Annotated in this window: 1 protein-coding gene and 1 pseudogene; one reads left to right on the forward strand and one right to left on the reverse strand. The window is 71.3% G+C overall.

Going from position 1 to position 792, the window contains the following annotated elements:
• The coding region (locus CCN35_RS29645) for a family 4 glycosyl hydrolase (protein ID WP_483883426.1) at positions 1–309 on the reverse strand (309 nt) is incomplete at its 3' end.
• 292 nt (positions 310–601) lie between these two features.
• Between CCN35_RS29645 and CCN35_RS20110 the strand changes: the two are divergent.
• Positions 602–792, forward strand: a pseudogene (locus tag CCN35_RS20110) (1,3-beta-glucanase); the annotation flags it as partial.

A 792-nucleotide genomic window follows, 5' to 3' on the forward strand; every position in this document is an offset into this window, starting at 1 on the left:
CGTCTCCTGGCCGAGCACCCCTTCGGCGAGCGCCACCTGCTCGTCGTGCACCCGTCCCTCGAGTCCGCCGACCCGGATCGCGGAGAACACGAAGTCGGCGCCGCGCAGCGCGTCGTCCACATCGGTGGTGACCCGCACCTCGGGCGCGTCGGGCACCCCGTCGGCCTGCTCGGCCAGCACCCGTGTGACGGCCTTCAGCCGATCCGTGTCCACGTCGTGCAGGACGACCTGCGTCACCCGCCCGTCGGCACGGTCGGCGAGGAGTGCGCCGTAGACGAGCGGTACGCGGAATCCCCCGCCGCCGAGGATGGTGANNCGGGGCGGGACTCCGCCCCGCCGTCCCCTCCTCCCCGCTTTCCTCCTCCGCCTCCATTCTCCAAGCCCGCGCCCCGGGCCCTGCGGGGACAACACGGAAATCTCCGCCTTCATCAGCTGAACTCCCTTGCTCCACAAGGACTTTCTTCGTTTTAACTCTTGACGGCCGCGGCGGCCGGGAGCACATTGGCGGCGCAACCTTGCGTGAGAGCGCTCTCAAAACCTCCCCGTGCGCCCTCCCGCAAGGCTCTCGCGTACCTACTCCCCCACCCGAGAGGCATTCCCCATGAGAGAATCCTCCGGCGCGCCCGTCGGCGCTCGCCGCAAACGCCGCTCCCTGCGGCGTGCGTTCGTCTCCGCCCTCAGCGCACTCGGCCTGGCGACGGCCGTCGCCGTCGCCGCGACTCCGCCCGCGAGCGCCTCCGCCCCCACACCCCCGTCCGGCTGGACACAGGTCTTCCTCGACGACTTCGACGG

Source organism: Streptomyces thermovulgaris (assembly GCF_002155915.1).
GTDB classification, from domain to species: Bacteria; Actinomycetota; Actinomycetes; order Streptomycetales; family Streptomycetaceae; genus Streptomyces; species Streptomyces thermovulgaris.